The sequence below is a fragment of the Sorangium sp. So ce1014 genome (assembly GCF_051521505.1).
In the GTDB taxonomy this organism is placed as follows: domain Bacteria; phylum Myxococcota_A; class Polyangia; order Polyangiales; family Polyangiaceae; genus Sorangium.
Window position 1 is genome coordinate 6,754,999 of record NZ_CP150356.1, and the last position, 15,884, is coordinate 6,770,882.

Consider the following 15,884-nt stretch of genomic DNA (forward strand, 5'->3'; position numbering starts at 1 on the left):
GCGCCCGGGAGCTTTGATCATCGACGCTCGTCATGGAAGCGGAGAGCGGAAATCCCACCGGAGGCGGTCCACGCAAGGATCGCGCATGAGAAGCGCTCCGGCCTACTCGGCCTGGGGCGGCGCCGGCGAAGGGCCTTCCCCCAGCCATGCGCGGGCGAGCGCGAGCGTGCGGACGTTGGCGGAGACGTTCTCCAGAAAGCCCCTCCTGAACGCGGGATCGCCGATCCTGTCGGCGCGGGCGAGCAGCTCGTCTCGCGCCGCGCGGATGACCTCGCGGGCCGCCTCGGCGTCGCCGCTCGCGTGGAGCGCCTCGGCGTAGATCGCGGGGAGCGACTCCTGGCGAGGTGCGAAGATCGCGCCGGCGCGACGGTCCCAGTCGAGCGCCTCGCGGGCGAACGCGACGGCCTCTCCTGCCCGCCCCTGCCGCAGCCGGACCTCGGCCATCGACGACAGGAGCAGGGTCCGGACCAGCGGCACCAGCGCGCCCGGGTCCCCCACCGCACGGAGCTCCTCTTCCGCCTCGGCGAGCTCGCCGAGGAGGAGGTAGGCCTCGGCGCGGAGCAGGCGTACGATCGCCTTCCGGCTGCTGGCGACGTGCCTCGCCGTTGCCCGCCGGAGCACAGCCCCGGTCAGCTCGAGCGCCTCGGTGAGCCTTCGCCGCTCGAGGAGCGAGGCGATCCGGAACACCAGCGCGCCGCTGGAAGCGAAGCCGGGCGCGCCCTCGGAGGCGAGCACGCGCCCGATGTGCTGCTCGGCGATGTCGAGGGCGCCGAGCGACAGGCAGTCCTGGGCCACGAACGTCGACGTCAAGAGGGAGTACAGCTGATGGCCGAGGGCGTCGAGGAGCCGCACGGCGGCGAGGTGGGCGTTGAGCGCTCCCCACGGGTCTCGCGCTGCCTGGCAGAGCCAGGCGCCACGGGCGTTCTGGATGCACGCCTCGGCGTAGGGATCGCCCTCGAGAACTGGCGCGAGATCGCGCTCGATCCGGTGCATATAGCGCGCTGCCAGCGCTGGTACCCCTTCCCACAGCAGGACGAGCAGGATCCGGCAAGCGAACTCCGCACCCTGGACGTCGACGGGGAGATCCGCTGGATTCAGCCGCGGGAGCAGCACCTCGACAACCCGTCGATCATCGAAGTTCGCGACGCAGGTCAGCGCGCCGGTCAGGGCACGCCAGGAGCTGTGGGTGCCGGGCGTGGAGGCATCGAGCGCCCGGTGCGCGGACGCGTGAGCCTCCTCGTGGGCGTCGTTCCAGAGGAGCGCGTCCATCCGCTGGACATGGAGCGCGGCCAGCGTCTCGCCCGCGGCCCCACAGGCGATCCCTTTCTGCGCGCGCGCGAGCACCGCCGGTAGATCGGCGCCGCGGAGCGCCAGCTCGGCCGCGCGCAGGTACAGCTCGGCCGCACGCGCGCCGTCTCCTCCCTGCGCGAAGTGCTCGGCCAGCACCATCGGGTCCTGCTCGCCGGCCTGGAGCAGCCACGCGCCGGCGAGCCGGTGGCCGAGCGCCCGGTCGCCCTCCGTGAGCATCGCGTAGGCGCCCTCCCGCAAGAGCGCGTGGCGGAAGCCGACCTCCTCCTCGCCCGCGAAGCGGGAGCTCGGCCGGCGCTCCACGATCTCCCGCTCGAACAGGTCGGCCCACGCGTCGTGTTCACTCGTCCCCGGCGCCAGGGCGCCGAGCAGCGCGCCCACGCCCCGCGCCCAGGAGACCTCCCCGAAGACGCTCGCCGCGCGGAGCACGCGCCTCGCCTCGGGGCCGAGCGCCGCGAGGCGCGCCTCCACCATGCCCAGCACCGTCTCCGGCAATGCGCCGCCGCGCCCCTCGGCCACCGCCCGGATGAGCTCCTCGAGATAGAACGCATTCCCCCCGGCCTGCCGCACGAGCGCGGAGACCTGCCCGGGCTCGATCGACGCGCCCAGCGCGCTCCGCACCAGCTGCTCGGCCGCCCGGGCCGGCAGCTCGCGCAGCCGGAGCTCCGAGAGCCCGCGCTCCGCCCAGAGCCGGGGGAACAGCTCGTGGACCTCGGGCCGGCCGAAGGCGAGCACCGCGTAGGGCCGGTCGCCGAGCTCGCGCAGCGCCCGGTCGAAGATCCTCACCGAGGGCGCGTCTCCCCAGTGCAGGTCCTCGAGCACCACGAGCACGGGACGCACGCTTGCCACCGCGCGCGCGTAGTCGAGGTACGCTCTCTGGATGGCCTCGGCCATCACCGCCGGGCTCTGTCGCGCGGCCCGCAGCGCCGGATGCTCCTCGTCCATCAGGGCGACGCCAAGCAGCTCGCCCAGGAACCCGGCCACCCGCAGCCGGTCCTTGCCCGCAAAGAGCGGCTCGATGGCCCGCGCGAGCTTCTCCCGCCGCACATCCAGGGGCTCGCCTGCCGCGATCCCGAGCGCGCCCCGCAGCGACCCGTCGAGCATCGCGAAGGCCGAGCCCGCGCCGATGGCGTCCCCGCGGACGACGCCGATATCCAGGTCGGGATGGCGTTGCCGCAGCGCCTCGACGACCTCGTGGCGCAGGCGCGATTTGCCCATCCCCGCCGCCGCGGTCACCAGCGCCGCCGCGGCGCGCCGCTCGGTAAAGCTCTCCTCGACGAGCTCGAGCAGGCTGCGCAGCTCCCGCTCGCGCCCGACATAGGGGCTCGGCTTGCCGAGGAGCATGCGCGCCCCCTCGCCGATCTCTCGCTCCTGCTGGATCCAGCAGCGCCCGTCCTGCTCCACGACATGGAAGCGCACGTCGAGCAGGGCCCGCGTCAGCGCGTCGATGTGGACGCCCTCGTGCCGGCCGTCCACGCCGTCAGGCGCGTCGGCCTCCTCCAGCAGCGCGGCCGCTCGCTCCAGCACCGCGCCGAGCGGCAGCCGCCCCGTGGGCTCGCCCCGCCCCGTCACCAGTACGACCGCCGCGCCGGGGAGCAGCTCGCGGATGCGCAGCGCGCAGCGCGCCACGAGCGCCGCCTGGTCCGTCGCGCTGCTGCCCGCGCCCGTCACCATCGCCACCAGCGCCCCGTTGGCCAGCTCCTCCACCTGCGCGCCGAGGGGCAGGACCTCGCGGCGCACCGCGGCGGGCGTGCTCGGCGATGACATGTGCAGCTCCAGGGACTCTGTCGTTCCGGAGAGAGAAGGACGCGGTGACCGCACCGCGACGATCGACGTCAGCCGCCTCTCCCCCGTGGTGATGACCTCGCCCTGAGGACACCCCAGGGCGGTGCCGCTCCCCTCCATGGGACCGAGCGCGTCCAGGCGGCGCGCCACGGCCGCGCCGTCCGCCGGGCGCGCCGAGGGATCCTTGGCCAGCATGCACGCGAGCAGCTCGTCGAGCGCCGGCGGCACATCGGGCCGCAGCTCCCTCGCCGGCGGCGGGTCCTCCAGCAGCAGCTTCCACAGGAGCGCCATCACGTGCTGCGCGCGGAAGGCCCTCTGTCCGGTCAAGCACTCGAAGAGCACGCAGCCGAGCGAGAAGACGTCGGCGCGCGCGTCGAGCACCTCGCGCTCCGCCCTCACTTGCTCCGGCGCCATGTATCCGGGCGTGCCTATCACCGCGGCCGTCTGGGTCAACGGCGCCGTGGCGTCCGACAGGCGCGCGATGCCGAAGTCGAGCAGCTTGACCTTCTCGGGCGCGCCGTCGACCAGCAAGAGGTTGCTGGGCTTGACATCGCGGTGCACGATCCCGCGCGCGTGCGCCGCGCCGAGCGCGTCGGCCACCGCGCGCGCCAGGGCGACGCACTCCCCCACGCTCAGCCGCTGCCGCGACAGCCGGTCCGCGAGGCTCTCGCCGGACAGCCACTCCATCGCGAGGTACGGCTCCCCCGCCGGCGCCACCCCGTGCATCGCGTACCGCACGATGTGCGGGTGCTGCGCCCGCGAGAGCGCCAGCGCCTCTCGGGCGAAGCGCGCCTGCGCGCGCGGGTCCACGTTGCGCAGCAGCTTGACCGCCACGACCGCGCCGCTCGCCCGATCGATGGCGCGGTAGACGGTACCCATCCCTCCGGACCCGGCGACTTCCGCGAGCTCGAAGCGGCCGTCGAGCAACCTGCCAGCCAGCATGCGCGCACAGGATGCCCCCTCACGCGATCCCCTGGCAAGGCGGACGCGCCGCGCGCAGGAGATCGCGGTGGACGACGGGCGGGGATTCGCTGGCACCGTGACCGGCGGATGCATGCCTCACGATGTGCAGTCCTGTGAATCCGACCGTTTCCTGGGGGGTCGTGGCAGGCGGGCACTCCCCCGGGCGCGCATCGCGCCAGGTACTCTCGAGCGGACTGGGCCATGGTGACCGGCGCGGCGCCGAGCAGGATCGCGTCTTTGATCACCAGGCGGCCCCGCGCGCTCAGGTACGGGAACCCGTGCTCCGCGTCGCCGACGCTTCGGCACCCGCTCTCCCTCTCTGTCCATGTGCTTCGCGTACTCGGGCGCCGGGCGGTCGTAGAAGAAGCTCATCGCCGGGCTGTGGGTGACGAGGGGCACGATGCCATCGGCCTCGTACGGCAACGCCTTGAACCCGCCGATCCACAGGAGCACGGTGATCAGCCCGATACGCAGCGCGTGCATTCCGATGCGATCGGTACGCGCGGCCCATCACATCGCAGCTTCGAACCAGGTCATGGGAATGCCTCCAGTCAGGGGAACCCGGAGCCAGAGCCTGCCCGGCCCCAGGGATCACCCGCAGAGGTCGCGGAGCCGCCGGGCGCTACTCTCTTGATGGATCTTGACAAGGAAGGAGTTTCTGGAGTTTCCTGCGAAGCTTATCACGGCCAGACGGAGGATTGCATTGGACACTCGGCGGCGCTCTCGCATCGACGGGAACAGGGCTGTACCAGGTCGAGGTGCGAGTCGAGCGCTGTTCGCGCGGATGCTCGTCGCTCTCGTCGCGCTCGTGACAGTGGCGTGCGGCGACGAGCCAGGCGACAGCAGCACGAGCAGCGGTGACCCGGGCGGGACCGGCGGCAGCGCGGCAACCAGCACGAGCGGTCCGGGCGGCGCGGGCGGGGCCGGCGGCGCGGGCGGGGCCGGCGGCAGCGGCGGAGGCCCCGGCTGCACCGCGGGCGCGTCGCAGATCGTGCCGTGTGGCCTTGATGGAAACGGGGAGCAGACGCAGGTCTGCACCGACGGTGTCTGGGTCGACGAAGGCGCGTGCGACGATCCGGACGAGTGCGTCAACGGAGCCCAGCAGAGCGCGCCTTGCGGCCACAACGGGGCCGGGACGGCGACCTCGGTCTGTACGGGCGGCCTCTGGCAGCCGGGCGCCTGCGTCGATCCGGACGTCTGCACGAACGGCACGACCCAGCAGGCGACCTGTGGGCTCAACGGGGCAGCCACGGAGCCGCAGGTCTGCACGGCAGGGCAATGGCAGGACGATGGCGCCTGCGTCGATCCGGACGCCTGCACGAACCGCGCGACCCAGCAGATCGCCTGCGGGCTCAACGGGGCCGGCGCCCAGCCCCAGGTCTGCACGGCAGGGCAATGGCAGGACGATGGTGCCTGCGCCGACCCCGACGTCTGCACGAACCGCACGACCCAGCAGATCGCTTGCGGGCTCAACGGGGCAGCCACGAAGCCGCAGGTCTGCACGGCAGGGCAATGGCAGGACGATGGCGCCTGCGTCGATCCGGACGCCTGCACGAACCGCACGACCCAGCAGATCGCCTGCGGGCTCAACGGGGCCGGCACCCAGCCCCAGGTCTGCACCGCGGGCCAGTGGCGGGACGATGGCGCCTGCGCCGACCCCGACGTCTGCACGAACGGCGCGACCCAGCAGGCGGCGTGTGGCTTCAACGGGGCGGGCACGAAGCCGCAGGTCTGCACGGCAGGGCAATGGCAGGACGATGGCGCCTGCGCCGACCCCGACGTCTGCACGAACGGCGCGACCCAGCAGGCGAGCTGCGGGTACAACGGCGCGGGTACGAAGCCGCAGGTCTGCACGGCGGGTCAGTGGCAGGACAGCGGCGCCTGCGTCGACCCCGACGTCTGCAGGGGCGGCACGACGCAGGACGTTTCGTGCGGGCTCAATGGACGCGGCGGTCAGCAGCAGATCTGCACGCGGGGCGCGTGGGTGGACACCGGCGCGTGCATCGATCCCGACGAGTGCGTCGACAACGAGGTGGCGCTCGCGACGTGTCCCGGCGGGGTCCAGTCCACGACGTGCGTCGAGGGGCTCTGGGTCCAGGACGGCGTGTGTGAAAGGAACCCAATCAGCGCGCAAGAGCGCAACACGTGCGCTGTCGTGGGCGGCCAGGTCTACTGCTGGGGCAACAACTCGAACGGCGAGCGCGGCAATGGCACCACGGTCTCGACGGGCACGCCGACGCCGGTCTCGAAGCTGAACGACGCCGTCGCCGTCGGCGTGGGCGATTACCACGGTTGCGCGCTGCGCACGACCGGCGCCGTCGTCTGCTGGGGCTCTGGCGATGCGGGCAGGCTCGGGAACGGGGCCACCGCGCGTACGACGACGCCCGTCCCCGTGTCCGGCCTCGACGACGCCGTGGCCCTCGATGTCGGCGCCGCACACGCATGCGCGCTGCGCGCGACCGGCGCCGTCGTCTGCTGGGGGCAAGGCAGCGCGGGCCAGCTCGGCCATGGATCGACGGCGAGCGCGACGACGCCGGTCGCCGTCCCGAGCCTCGCCGACGCCGTCGACGTCGACGCGGGCGGTGCACATACCTGCGCGCTGCGCGCGACCGGCGCCGTCGTGTGCTGGGGTGCCGGCAACTTGGGCCAGCTCGGAAACGGGATTGCTTCCAACCAGTCGATGCCCGTGGCCGTCTTCGGCCTGAACGACGCGATCACGATATCGGCCGGCGGGGCGTATAGCTGCGCCGTGCGGGCGAACGGCAGCGCCGTCTGCTGGGGTCGAGGGGGCCATGGCCAGCTCGGCAATGGCTCCTCGGACGACGTGTTCACGCCCGTCACGGTGTCGAACCTCTCGGATGCGGTCGCCATCGAGACGAGCAGCGCGACCAATTACTCGGGCGGGGCCTGGGGCCATACGTGCGCGCTGCGCCAGAACGGCGCCGTCCGGTGCTGGGGGTATGGCGTCGATGGCCAGCTCGGGCAGGGGGCGTTCGCTTCGAGCTCGGCCGGCGTTGCCGTGTTGGGCCTGAGCGACGCGCGCGCCGTGGCGGCGGGCATGCATCACACGTGCGCGATGCGAAGCACCGGTGAGCTCCGCTGCTGGGGGTTGGCAGGCAGTGGACAGCTCGGGAATGGATCGATCAACACCGCGCTGTTGCCGGCCTCGGTGGTGAACCTGGGGGACGCGGTCGACATCTCCGCGGGCCCAGACCACTCGTGCGCCGTGCGCCGGAACGGCCAGGTCCAGTGCTGGGGCGATGGCGACCACGGTCGGCTCGGCAACGGCGCCACGGCGGACCAGCCGAGCCCCGTCACCGTGTCGAGCGTGACCGACGCCGTTCGCGTCGGTGCGGGCAATCACCACACGTGCGCACTGCTCCAGAACGGGCAGGTTCGGTGCTGGGGGCACGGAGATTATGGCCAGCTCGGAAACGGCGCGACGGCGGGCAGCACCCTGCCCGCTGCGGTGTCGAACCTGGTGGACGCCGTCGCGATCAGCGCGGGCGGCTTCCACACGTGCGCGGTGCGCCAGAACGGGCAAGTTCGCTGCTGGGGCTCTGGGGGCGACGGACGGCTCGGGAACGGGGCTACCACCAACCAGAGCGCGCCCGTCACCGTGCTCAACGTGACGGACGCCATCGACGTCACGGCCGGCATGAATCACACATGCGCCTTGCACGCATCAGGCGCCGTCTCGTGCTGGGGCTCCGGAACGAGCGGACAGCTTGGAAACGCCACCTTGACGGGCTCGTGGACGCCGGTCGCGGTGACTGCGCTGAGCGACGCTATCGCGCTCGATGCAGGGACCGCGCACACGTGCGCGGTCCACGGCACCGGTGCCGTGAGCTGCTGGGGCAACGGCGGCAACGGACGGCTCGGGAATGGCGCGATAACGAACGTCACCATTCCCATCCCGGTCTCGACCCTCGGCAATGCCGTTCAGGTGAGCGCGGGCGGCACGCACACCTGCGCGGTCACGGCCCTTGGGGGCGCGTTCTGCTGGGGCAGCGGCGTCGACGCACAGCTCGGAAACGGCTCGCTGGCCGATGCGCTGACGCCGGTGCAAGTCTCGAACGTCGCCGACGCGGTGAGCATCAGCGCCGGGACGCGCCATGCCGTCATGCTCCGTCAGACGGGCTCCGTTGCGGCTTGGGGGGCGGTGGGCGTGGGTCGCCTCGGCAATGGCAGCCCGAGGGTGAGCTTCCCCATCGTCGTAGCCGGGCTCTGAGCTTCGCACGCCGATCCGAGGAGATCCGTGCGGTGGGCGGCGCAGCAGCTTGCGCCATCCATGCGGCGATCGGGCACCGTCGGCCCGAGCTGGGTGCGCGGCGCTACCGGGCGTGCCCATCACGCGCCGCTCCGGCGGCCGGCGCCCTCACGCTGTGCCGGAGGGCGGCGGCCCGAACCCCACCGGCGGCCCCCACCCCGGCGGCGATCCCCACCCGGCGGGCGGCGCCGCCGGCGGCGGCACCGGGCCGAGCACCTCCATCCAGGCCGTGCTCTCCACCCAGGCCGCCAGGTAGGGCGCGCTCGCCTCGCGTCGCTGGAGCAGCGCCAGGAACGGCGACGTCATCTGGAAGGACCGGGGCGGCGGCCGCCCGTACGAGCCGATGACGGCCTCCGCCGTCGCCCCGGCGCCGCCCTCGTTGAGGTGGAACTGCACCCGCTGCTTCGCCTCGTCGAAGCACTTCCCTCCCAGCGTCTCGCCGAGCAGGGGCCGGTCCATGAGCTCGCCGAAGCGCCCCTCCAGGTCGAGCCTCAGCCGCGGGATCGCGAGCGCCTCGCCCTGCGCCAGCAGCCGCGCCTCTCCGCCGAGCCGATCGAGCCGGCCCAGCGCGCTGGCCACCGTCGCGGCCAGCGTCTCCACCGGCGCCATCTGCGCGACCACGACGCGGCAATCCGGATCGTCGGCGACGAGCTCGATCACGAAATCCTGCGGGGCCGCCCAGTCGTGCACGACGATTTGCGACCTGCGCGCCGGATCCGGGCCGAACGCCCTGTTGTCCAGCCCGAAAGCGCGGACCCGCGAGCCCTGGAACGTCCCTTCCCGCACCGCGAACGTCGTCCCGAACTTCAGGATCTTGCTCAGGTATCCATACGCCAGCAGCGCATCGGCCGGCACCTCCTCCGGCAGGTACTCCGGCTTCGCGTCGGGGAACTTCGAGAAGAGCTCGGCCCGCAGGGCTTCGACGATCCCTTCTCCGCCGAACCCGGCGCCCGACACGCTCCACGCCGGGTCCACCACCTCGCCCCCGAGCGCCGCCGCGTTCAGCGCGTCGGCCAGGGCCGGCTGGGGATCCATGCGGATCGGGCCGAACCGCGCCCGCAGCTTCTCCCACGCGAGCGCGAACGCGGCGCAGAACACGAGATCTCCCCCGGGGGACCAGAGCGGCGTGGACAGGCTCGCGCACACGGACGGCATAGGACCTTGATGGTCAGGGGCGGCTATCTGTAGAAAGCGACGTCGTCGATCCAGACATCGAACGCCTGCCTCGGATCGAATTGAAAATAGAAACCCCAGAGCTGGTCCAGGGCGGGCGCGTCGAACTGCTGACCGAACCCTCCCTGCTTAATGCACTCCACTGGAATCTTGAATTGCTTCCAGTCGGCCGCCAGCACGACCTGCTTGTGAAAATGGTCGTTGCATTGGTCGTTCGCGTTGTTGCAGATGCCCCCCGTATGGCGGGTCTGCCGCTCGACGAACATCACCTTCAGCCTCCTGGAGGAGCCCTCCGCGGCGCGGGCCCAGAAGGTGATGCCACGGTACTCGGAGGCATCGCCGTAGTCATCGTGGTACAAATAGACGGCGACACCGGCTCCCCAGACACCGAAGCCGTCATTCGCGCTCGTGTGCAGGGCCACGAGGCTATCGCCGCGCGGAGGGTCGAGGGCGGTCATCAGGTCAGGCTCGTTGACAGGCTCGTGGATCCCGTCCACGGACTCGTCGTGGTCCATGAACCAGGTCCCTTCCCGAGGCGCTGGGCCGTCCCCGTCGAGGATCCAGAGGTCCTCGTCTTCCATGTCGTCGATGATCGACAGATCCAGGCTCTCCCCCGGCATGACCTCGAGGACCTCACACGAATCCCCGCCGCCACCAGCGCCGCCGTCACCAATGACTCCTCCGCCAGCGCCACCACCCCCGGCGCCACCACCCCCGGCGCCACCACCCCCAGCGCCGCCCCCACCAGCGCCGCCATCCCCGCCGCTTCCGGTGCCGCTCCCGCCGCCGGGCCCCGCGACCACGTCCTCTCGCACCGGCACCTCGATCCCGAGGATCGCATTGCACCCGATCCATAACGTCGCCGCGCAGATCGCGCCCGCCTGCGCCGCCCGATGCACGCGCCGCATCGGCCTCCCCTCCGGCGTCCGCCCCTCAGTCCGCATCAGAAGCCTCCCTCCAGGGTGATCCCGCGAGGTCCCAGGCCGATGTTCGCGCGCGGCCCCGCCGAATCCGGCGCCGTCAGGAACAGCGCGACCCCGCCGACGAGCGCGGCGCCGCCCGCGATGAACAGCACGGTGCTCACGTTGCCCGCCCTCACGGCCTGCTCGCGCGGCCCGTAGCCGACCTCATCACAGACGTTGCCATCGTGGCAGTGCCCGTCCGCGTTGCTCTCGCCCAGCTTGACCAGCGCGCGAAGCCCGAAGATCGCGCCGACGCCGATGCCGACCGCGCCCGCCCCGCCAACCGCGAGACCGGCGAGTCGCTGCGCGCGTCCCCGCGCGGGCGGCACGTCACGCGCGCCCGGCGGCCGTCGCGGTGGTGCGGGCGCCTCCGGCGCCGCCCGAGGCCCCTCCGGCAGGGCCGCTGGCTCGTCGCGCCCCAGCGCGGGGATCGCGACCGACACCGACTCTCCGTCGGCCCTCACGACGGCGGCCTCTCTCCAGGGCTTGCGACCCGGCGCCGTCACCGCGATCTCGTGCTCTCCCGTGTCCACCGGCACGGACGCGCCCCATTGCGCCTGGCCGAGCGGGACGCCGTCGCGCGTGATCGCGAGGCCTGGATACCCCCGCACCTCCTCAGGGACGTCGATCGTGAGCGTCGCGAGCCTCGGCCTGAGCTCCGCGACCTTCTCTCCTGCCCGCGTCGATCGCTCCGTCTGCCCCGCCTTGGCCGCCAGGTCCTCGACGCGCGAGAACTCCGCCCAGGCGCTCGCGAGCTTCCCCCACGCCTCGTAGCACTGGGCCAGCGTCATCTTGGCGCCCAGCCCGTCGGGCACGAGCCGCGTGACCTCCTCCAGCTTGCCGCAGGCGCTCGCGAGCTCGCCGGCATCCATCTCGGCGGTCGCCTGATCGTAGAGCGCCTGGGCAGCCACGGCAGTCTGCCTGTCTGCCTCCTGGGCCCGCGCCGGGCCGGCGACCATCAGGACCGCAGCAAGGGCGGCGGGAGCGAGCGCGCGCGTGCCTCGATTCCCTCGCTTCATCGATGCTTTCTCCTGCCGTGGTCCGGCCTGGCGCTGCCGAGTCGTCACGTGCTCAGTAAATCCCTTCGTGCTTCCTGGGCGGCGGCGGGGCCTTCGTCGGAGCGGGCGCCTTGACGTCCCCGGCCGCTGCCGCGCCGGCCGCAGGCCCGGGGACCTCCGCGGCTCCCGGACGGCGCAGCGGCGCTGTCCCGCGCGGCGGCGCGCTGGCCGATCCGGCGGGCTCGGTCGGCACGGGGGCCGCGAAGCTGCTCGGAGCCGCCGCCCCCAAAGGCGTGGTCTCGGCAGCGCCGGTCGTCGCGATGTCCGCCGCGGCCGCCTCCGCGGCCGGCGGCGGCGCCTCGTCCCCGGTCGGAGTCACGACGGGCGCGGGCGCCGCCGGCGCTGCGGAAGCTGCCGCCGCCGGCGCGGCCCGCTGCTGCAAGGCCAGCCAGCCGCTCCCGATGCCGAGCACGGCCAGCACGGCGCCAGCGAGCAGGGCCACCCGCCCGAACGAGCGCAGCGCGCCAGAGGCCGGGTCGGACCTGCGCACGGACGGCGCCGGGCGCTCGGCAGGGCGTGAGAGGGTGTGTCCCATCTCCTGGTCGGCGCCCGGCGCCGGCCCTTCCACGGTGGTCTGTGAAGGGCGCGGCGGGGTCTGCGCCAGCGCGGCCTGGGTATCGGCGAGCGCCAACGCCCGGTCCTCGCCGGCCCTGACGGACGCGGTCGCCACCGGCGCCGGCGCGCTCGCGGAAACGAGGATACGCAGCGCGGCGGCGAGCTCATCGATCGTCTGAAACCGGTGCTCCGGCCGCTTCTGCAGGCACAGCGCCACCACCGTGTCCATCTCTCCTGGGAGCCCCGGCCGCTGCTGACTCGGCGGGATCGACGCTTCTTGCAGCACGTGCGCCACCACCTCAGTCAGGTCCTCTGCAGAGAACGGCAGCTTGCCTGTCACCAGGTGGTGCAGGACCACGCCCATGGACCAGATATCAGACCGCGTGTCCACGCGCCTCGCGCGGACCATCTGCTCCGGCGACATGTAGAATGGGGAGCCGATCAGCGCACCGCTCTTGGTCAGATCCACGTGATCAGGTGAGAGCTGCTTGGAGATGCCGAAGTCGAGCACCTTGACCCAGGGCGCGCCGTTCGGCCGGCGCGTGAGGAACAGGTTGGCCGGCTTGAGGTCGCGGTGCACGATCCCGTGGGCGTGCGCCTCGGCCACGCCCTCGCAGGCCTGCAGCACGTAGTCGACGGCCTCGTCCACGGGCAGCGGACCGCGGTCGAGCACGACCTGCTGCAGGTCGCTCCCCACGAGGTGCTCCATCACCATGTAGGGCGCGCCTGTCTCGAGCCTGCCGACGTCGTGGACGCGGACGATGTGATCGCCCTTCAGGCGCACCGCCGCGCGCGCCTCGCGCAGGAAGCGCTCCGTGGCGTGCGCGCTGGCGGGCGCCTGGGGCAGGAGAAGCTTGATGGCGAAGAGCTCGCCCAGCTCGCGGTGGCGCGCCGCCAGGACCATCCCCATCCCGCCCTGGCCAAGCACCCGCTCGATCGTGTATTTGCCGAGCAGGACGTCTCCGGGCTGAACTGGCGTTTCCATGTCCGTCTCGGCGTGTCCCGCCCCCTCGGGTATGTGCAGAGCGGCCACCGGCAGAAAGGCGCAGCCGATGTTGCGCCAGCGTAGACGCTGCCGAGGAGCTCCGTCAACGCCGGCCTCCGGAGGCGCCGCGCCGCGCGGCAGCGCGGCTTGCGAGGATCGCCCTCACGAGCGCTGCGCTCTGCGCGCTGCGAGGGAGCGCCCATCGGGCCGTCCGCCGGGCTCGTCAGCTCAACGCTTCTCCACAGAAGCGTCCCAGCGAGACATGCGCGCTCCGCGGACACGCGGCCGGTCGCGAGCCCTCGCGTGTGCTCCACGATGCGCCGCGAGGCGTTCCCGAGCCCAGGACGGGGCTCTGCCTTGCGGTCCGGAGGGGTCTCGAGCCCGCTTACGCGCTCTCTCCTGCGGTCTGGAGGGGTCTTGCCCCCCCTTCCGGCACAAGATTGAGCGTGTTCACGAGGACCCTGGCGCAGAATTCCGCCAACGCGGTCGGGAAATCTTGGGAAGATACCGCGAGTCCCCCCTCGCGCGTCCTCTCGCCTACGGCGCGGCGAGGGCCGCCATCTCGTCGGCCGAGAGGGCGCGGTCGTAGATCCGGAAGTCGTCCATGTACCCCTTGAGGAAGGGATCCGGCTCGAACTGCGAATCGCCGAGGTAGTTCCTCACCGTGGGCGCCAGCTGGGACGGCTTCACGTCGTCTGGGGGAGCCGGAGTGGTCGATGCAACGGAGACACCATCGATCCATATCTGGTACGTGCCGCTCGAGATCGTGACGGCCACATGCTTCCAGACGTTGACGGTCAGCGGGTTCGGGACCGCCACGATCGCCTCGTTTCCGTCGTTGTAGACCGCGAAATGCAGGTCCCCGACAGCGTTGGACGGGGTGAGATACATGAATCCGTTACCGCCAAAGTCGAAGATGCGAGACCAGCTGTCGATGCTGCTCAGGTTGACCCACGTCGCGATGGTGAGATCGTCGAGGCCGTCGATGAGGGCGTCGGGGAGATCGACGAAGGGGTCGGCGCCCTGCAGGCTGACCGCGCCGCCGATTCGCCCCGCCGGCGACCATCCGGCGCTCCCGGCGAGCGTGGCGTCATTCGCGTTCCCCGACGCGTCGCTGGCGATGAGGCCGGCCTCCTCGTCGAACGTATAGTGCACGACGAGCGTCGGAGCCGGCCCGGCGCCGCCGCCGCCGCCCGCTCCGCCGCCGCCTTCACCACCGCTGCCGCCTTCACCACCGCTGCCGCCGCTGCCGGTCGCACCACCGCTGCCGGTCGCACCACCGCTGCCGGTCGCACCACCGCTGCCGGTCGCACCGCCGCTGCCGGTCGCACCGCCGCTGCCGGTCGCACCACCGCTGCCGGTCGCACCACCGCTGCCGGTCGCACCACCGCTGCCGCCTTCACCACCGCTGCCGGTCGCACCACCGCTGCCGCCTTCACCACCGCTGCCGCCCGCGCCGCCGAGGCCACCGTCGCCACCGCTGCCGCCCGTGCCAGGCGCGGTCCCGCCGCTGCCGCCTGAGCCGCTCGTGGTGGAGCTTCCCCCCGACGTCGTCCCGCTGCCGCCGCTGCCGCCGCTTCCCGGGTTGTCATCGCTCGATCCGCATCCGGTGGCGACTGTTCCGAGCATCACGGCCGTGAGCAGCATGGCCCCGAGACTACCCGACAAGATCGATGCCTCTCTCATAGCATCCTCCAATGAAGGCGATTCCTCGAGCATCACGGAACGGTCCGACGGTGCTCGAGAAGGGTTGTAAAGTGGTGCAGGTCGCGCCGACGACGGCGACCCTCGTCAAGATTCCAGCGTCCGGTCGCGAGATGAACCCATCTCACATACCGCGGAACGACACCGTACCATACACTCCGGTCCGGTTCGGCTCCACGGACACCGCGATCGACCGCTCCTCCGTGGGACGGAGAAGATAGGTCAGCGCGGCGCCCGCGAACGCCGCTGCGCCTACACCGAGAGAGATGTCGGCTATCAGGTACCGCGTACGCACGCTGGTAAGATCGCTGTCCGTGCACTTCGGCCTGCAGGTCTGTTCGAGGTGGTCCTGCTCGGATCGACCCATGAGGCCCCACACCGCAAAGCTCGCCGCGCCCGCGACACCCACGCCCGCCAGCACGTAGGTCAACGCCGGCACCGGACGGTAGCGCTCCGTCATGAGGGCCTGAGCCGCCGGGGCCTGCGGGACCACGACGGGCTCGAGCGCGACGTTCAGCTGCCGGAAGCGCTGCCCCTCGAAGAGGATGAGCTCCTTGGCCACCGGCCTGTACCCGTCATGCTCGACACGGTACGTATGCTTCCCCGGATCGAGCCTGAGCGGCGCGCCGCTCGACGATAGCTCGACCGGCTGGCCGTCGACAAGGACCCTCGAGCCGGCGACCTGCTCGCCGCCGCTCGTCACATTGAAGACGACCGACGGCGTCGCCCTCTCGATCTCGTCGACCCACGCGGCGCAATCGCGGAGGACCGGCGCCGGGCATTCCGATCGCGCGCAGCCCTTCAGCACACGGCGCGCCTCGAGCAGCTTCTGATTCCTCCGGAGCGTCTGCACCTCGGCGTGCGCCGCGACACACTGCTCCACCCCCGAGGCCGCTCCCGCTGCCGGCGCCGCGGGCTCGTCCGCCGGAGCCGAGAGCGGCCAGAGCGAGGTCGCCAGCAGCGCGAGCACCGCGCGCCCGCCGCGCCCCCTCCCGAATGGCTTCGCCCATCGCAGCACGTCCGTCTCTCCAGCCATCACACCGAGCTCCTCGTGTCCAGCAGACTCGCATCCGACAGCCTGTGGAGCAAACTTCCGACGGTCCGCCGGGCGCGGTCGCTCG

8 protein-coding genes and 1 pseudogene are annotated in these 15,884 nt (G+C 72.2%); 1 reads left to right on the top strand and 8 read right to left on the bottom strand.

Annotated elements, in window-relative coordinates; genetic code table 11:
* Positions 1-102: 102 nt before the first annotated feature.
* Positions 103-4,035 (bottom strand): protein kinase domain-containing protein, encoded by a 3,933-nt coding sequence (locus tag WME75_RS25450; RefSeq protein WP_437475986.1) that lies wholly within the window; start codon positions 4,033-4,035, stop codon positions 103-105.
* A gap of 182 nt (positions 4,036-4,217) precedes the next feature.
* Positions 4,218-4,539 (bottom strand): annotated as a pseudogene (locus WME75_RS25455) (DUF417 family protein); the annotation flags it as partial.
* A 301-nt stretch (positions 4,540-4,840) separates the two neighbouring features.
* Between WME75_RS25455 and WME75_RS25460 the strand changes: the two are divergent.
* Positions 4,841-8,287, top strand: a complete 3,447-nt coding sequence (locus WME75_RS25460; RefSeq protein ID WP_437475988.1) for an RCC1 domain-containing protein — start codon at positions 4,841-4,843, stop codon at positions 8,285-8,287.
* A gap of 147 nt (positions 8,288-8,434) precedes the next feature.
* On the opposite strand, the gene WME75_RS25465 is transcribed toward WME75_RS25460, so the two are convergent.
* The 6 genes from WME75_RS25465 to WME75_RS25490 form a co-directional block, all read right to left on the bottom strand.
* Positions 8,435-9,481, bottom strand: a complete 1,047-nt coding sequence (locus tag WME75_RS25465) for a hypothetical protein (RefSeq protein ID WP_437475989.1) — start codon at positions 9,479-9,481, stop codon at positions 8,435-8,437.
* Positions 9,482-9,504: 23 nt separating this feature from the next.
* Positions 9,505-10,443 (bottom strand): hypothetical protein, encoded by a 939-nt coding sequence (locus tag WME75_RS25470; protein ID WP_437475991.1) that lies wholly within the window; start codon positions 10,441-10,443, stop codon positions 9,505-9,507.
* Complete coding sequence (locus WME75_RS25475; RefSeq protein ID WP_437475993.1) at positions 10,443-11,480, bottom strand: hypothetical protein; 1,038 nt, start codon at positions 11,478-11,480, stop codon at positions 10,443-10,445. The genes WME75_RS25470 and WME75_RS25475 overlap by 1 nt, the downstream gene beginning before the upstream one ends.
* 52 nt (positions 11,481-11,532) lie before the next feature.
* Positions 11,533-13,059 carry a serine/threonine protein kinase gene (locus tag WME75_RS25480; protein WP_437475995.1) on the bottom strand — a complete coding sequence of 509 codons (1,527 nt, stop codon included), beginning with the start codon at positions 13,057-13,059 and terminating at the stop codon, positions 11,533-11,535.
* Positions 13,060-13,596: 537 nt separating this feature from the next.
* The gene (locus tag WME75_RS25485) at positions 13,597-14,706 is read right to left on the bottom strand and encodes a LamG domain-containing protein (RefSeq protein ID WP_437475997.1); all 1,110 of its coding nucleotides are present in this window, start codon (positions 14,704-14,706) and stop codon (positions 13,597-13,599) included.
* A gap of 181 nt (positions 14,707-14,887) precedes the next feature.
* Positions 14,888-15,799, bottom strand: coding sequence for a hypothetical protein (locus WME75_RS25490; protein WP_437475999.1), 912 nt, complete (start codon positions 15,797-15,799; stop codon positions 14,888-14,890).
* Positions 15,800-15,884: the final 85 nt, after the last annotated feature.